3 protein-coding genes are annotated in these 3541 nt (G+C 51.1%); 2 read left to right on the top strand and 1 reads right to left on the bottom strand.

Translation table 11 applies throughout. The features are described from left to right. Together METPAY_RS15115 and METPAY_RS08175 are read left to right on the top strand one after the other, a co-directional pair. Positions 1-273, top strand: a 273-nt coding sequence (locus tag METPAY_RS15115; protein WP_048151183.1) for a tetratricopeptide repeat protein, incomplete at its 5' end; no start/stop codon positions are given. Between the two features lie 355 nt (positions 274-628). After that, positions 629-862, top strand: a complete 234-nt coding sequence (locus METPAY_RS08175; protein WP_048151181.1) for a hypothetical protein — start codon at positions 629-631, stop codon at positions 860-862. Positions 863-950: 88 nt separating this feature from the next. Here METPAY_RS08175 and METPAY_RS15110 read toward each other — a convergent pair. After that, on the bottom strand, positions 951-3541 hold a 2591-nt coding region (locus METPAY_RS15110; RefSeq protein WP_048151177.1), incomplete at its 5' end, for a CHAT domain-containing protein.

Genomic DNA, 3541 nt, shown 5'->3' with positions numbered 1-3541 from the left:
TCCGACGAGCTCTACGAACAGGCAGGGACCTACGGCCAGTTGGGGACCTTGGCACGGGATCGGCGGCAGTGGGAGCAGGCGGAACAATATTACAGGAAAGCGCTGGAGATATTCAAAGAATATAAGGATGTTCACCCGATGGAGATCGCCCTACGGAATCTTTCCCTGTTATGGAAAGAGGCAGGGAATGATATCATACCGCAGAACGTTGCTGAGACTCTGGGGATATCCCCTGATGAAGCGAAGGAATTGTTAGAGAAAGCAAACGAATGATTTTCTGGATGATATCGAAAATCTTCCCATTTTTAAATTATTTGATCTCATAAACGCTAATGTACATCATGCCGCCGATTCGAATACATATGAACCTAACAAAGTTTGCAACTTTGATCGCGTAACTTGTAGAAGCCGGCAACCAGCATGACCATTTTTTTAAATTCTTGTTAGGAAATCCTGTTCGACAGTTTCCAAATATTGGAACCGTCAAATTCTTTAGTGATTTACTATAATAATCATGGTCCGGACCCGGGAGATCCGATTTCAATTCCATTCTCCCCGGATTACTTTAAGGAATAAAACATATTTTAATATATTACTGAGAGTAATATACTTATGAGGTGAAAAGGCTATGCAGATCGACCCCTACGTTGCCGTCGTTATTGTTTCTCTTGCCGGTTTTACCGTTGCCGCTCTACCCTCAGTTATGGATGCTCTCGATCGCCGGGCCCGCAGAAACGCTACAATCGATCTAACGGACCAGGCCCAGAAGTTCGACTTCGCTCGTGACACCATCGCAGGCAAGGAAACGACCGGATGGAAGGACAACAACGGCAACAAGAACAACGCACCTCCCGACTCCTGAAGTCAGACCTCTTTCTCTTTTGTCACCATCGGCCCGACGTGCCCCGGTCACGGCTTCCGCCGCTCTCCGGTCCACCATGGGGCCTTTTTTATATCTCAGCCGGATTCCTGTATGTCGCTTGCAAGCACCCCGGATCACCCTGGCAGATGAACGCCCCCCAGTCCATTGGATCAGGATACCGTTTCCGAAGTTCAAGCTGTGCTTCACGGAGAGCCTCCGCCCGTGGCACGCCCGCAAGGATTCTTGCATAGAAACCTTCCATCAGTTCCTGAGTTGCCTCATCAGGTACATTCCATAGACTCATCACAAGAGTCTTTGCCCCGGCGAGCATGAACGACCGTCGGAGCCCGAATACACCCTCGCCTACCATCACCTCTCCAATACCAGTCTTGCAAGCAGAGAGAACGACGAGTTCGGTGCCGGTGAGATCGAGACCGGTCACGTCCTCGGCTGTGAGGATTCCATCCTCCGCTTCAGGGGGCAGTTTACCTTGCTTTGCCCTGTTATTTACACCGGCCAAAACAAGTCCAGAACTGAGAAGCGGATTTTCAAGCTCTTGAGCGGAAAAGCGGGGCATTTCCGCGCCACCGATTCCGTCTAAGGCACGGCGTTCCTGGTTTGGATCGTCCTCCTTATTTTCGAGAAAGAATCCATGGGTGGCGATATGGAGGATAGAGGGTGACTGGACGGCTTTGAGTGTCTGTTCAAGCGCCTTCCCCCCCATTAGAGGACTGACCTTGAGCATTTGAGCAATATTTCTACCTTCAATCTCAGTTCCCGGCAGAGGGTAAAAGTGAGGTAACCTTCGATCAAGATAGCGCGATGCCCTGCTGACAACCGGTGTGCTCTGCGAAATTGGTGAGAATGTATCCAAAGTCAGATCGAAATCCGGATTAGCTAGGACAAATGGCTGTTGCAGATCATTGGAGGTCTCCACTCCAAATCGGAGAATATCCCTGCCGACGCCTACATAGCTGATGTGGTAGTGGTCGATCAGCCTCTCGCCCTCTTCTGTCGGAAGCACCTCGAATGGAATGGTGCTGAGCTCTCCATCGGGTGCAAGGATGAGGCGATCGCAATGTGCAAGTGCTTTTTGGATGGGTTTAATTATGCTGGAATACAGGAGAAGACCAATCTCACGCTCGCTATACTCAGCGGTGATGGCATTCTCACCGAGATCCCATTTCTCCACAGCTTTTGGAATGGGTTTTTTCCAGAAGAAGCGGGACAAGAGTCCTAAGCTTCGGTCCTCCGACCTCCTGGTACCTTCGGTTTCTTCCCCGCTATCCAGCGATCGTTCATCACCGGTAAACTGCTGCCGATAAAGTGTGATGAATTGTTCAATCTGCTCCGCTTCGCCGAGATCCGCGAACGCCACTGCGTCAGGTTCACCCGAGCGAAGGACAAAGGCGCAGTACCGGGCAGGTTTCCACAGATGCTCTCCTCGTGCAGGAACCGCTGAAAAGTCGAATTTGTCGAAACGGACGAATTCCACCAGTGCACATCCCATCGGTAGATGTTGTGCAACAACATTTCGGTCGACATCCCGAAGCCGATCTTCCAGCCGAATCTCGGGAATCTGCCTAGCAAGGTCAGCCTCAAGTCGTTCCCTCTCGGCATTCCAAGACGAAAGGATCTTGCGGTGTTCTTCGAGTCCTTCCTTTCCCGGCTCGACGAACGTCTTCTGGGCGATCTGCATTCTGATTGTATAGATTGCTCTAAGTTGCTCTTTAAGATGAGGGTATTTACCTGTCAAGATCGCATCCCGCTGGACGACTAACGCCTCGGCGGCGATTGATTTCCGGGTGAGGATAAGATCGAGCGTTTCCTGCATGATCTGTGCATCGGCTGCATAGTAATGGTGTACGAGGGAGAAATAGGTATCAAGAGTGGCCTGAATCGATTTGAGGTACTCCATCCGCTGGCTTTCTGAACCGATGGAGAATATCTGCCGGATCATCTTTCTTTCTATCTGAGTCGCTTCTTGCATGAGAGTAAGACCTTCATCTGGGTTACCTTGTCCAACAAGCAGTATAGCAAGGTTGTTCAGGCTGGCTGCATAGTTAGGGTGTTCTTCACCTAGGGTCTTCCGCCAGATCTCAATTGCCTGGCGATAGAGCGGTTCAGCGGCCGAGTAGTTACCCATCGATTTATACAGCCCAGCGAGATTGTTGAGACTCCGTGCATAGTCAGGATGATCCTCGCCCAGCTTCTTTCTCCGGATCTCCATTGACTGGCGGAGGAGCGGTTCAGCGGCCGAGTAGTTACCCATCGAGTTATTCAGCATTGCGAGGTTGTTGAGACTCCGTGCATAGTCAAGGTGATCCTCACCCAGCTTCTTTCTCCGGATCTCCTTCGCTTGATGGTAGAGAGGTTCAGCGGCCGAGTAGTTACCCATCGAGTCGTACAGCCCGGCAAGATTGTTCAGGCTGGTAGCGTAGTCAGGGTGTTCCTCGCCCAGCTTCTTTCTCCGGATCTCCATCGCTTGGCGGTAGAGAAGTTCAGCAGCTCCGTAGTTACCCATCGAATAATGGTACAGCCCGGCGAGGTTGTTGAGACTCCGTGCATAGTCAGGATGATCCTCGCCCAGCTTCTTTCTCCGGATCTCCAGTGCCTGCCGGAAGAGGGGTTCGGCCGCTGTATAGTTACCCATCAAGTTATACAATATTGCGAGGTTGT

The organism is Methanolacinia paynteri, from assembly GCF_000784355.1.
Taxonomy (GTDB): Archaea; Halobacteriota; Methanomicrobia; order Methanomicrobiales; family Methanomicrobiaceae; genus Methanolacinia; species Methanolacinia paynteri.
The sequence above is the reverse complement of the archived record's forward strand: the minus strand, read 5'-3'. Positions and strand labels throughout refer to the sequence as shown.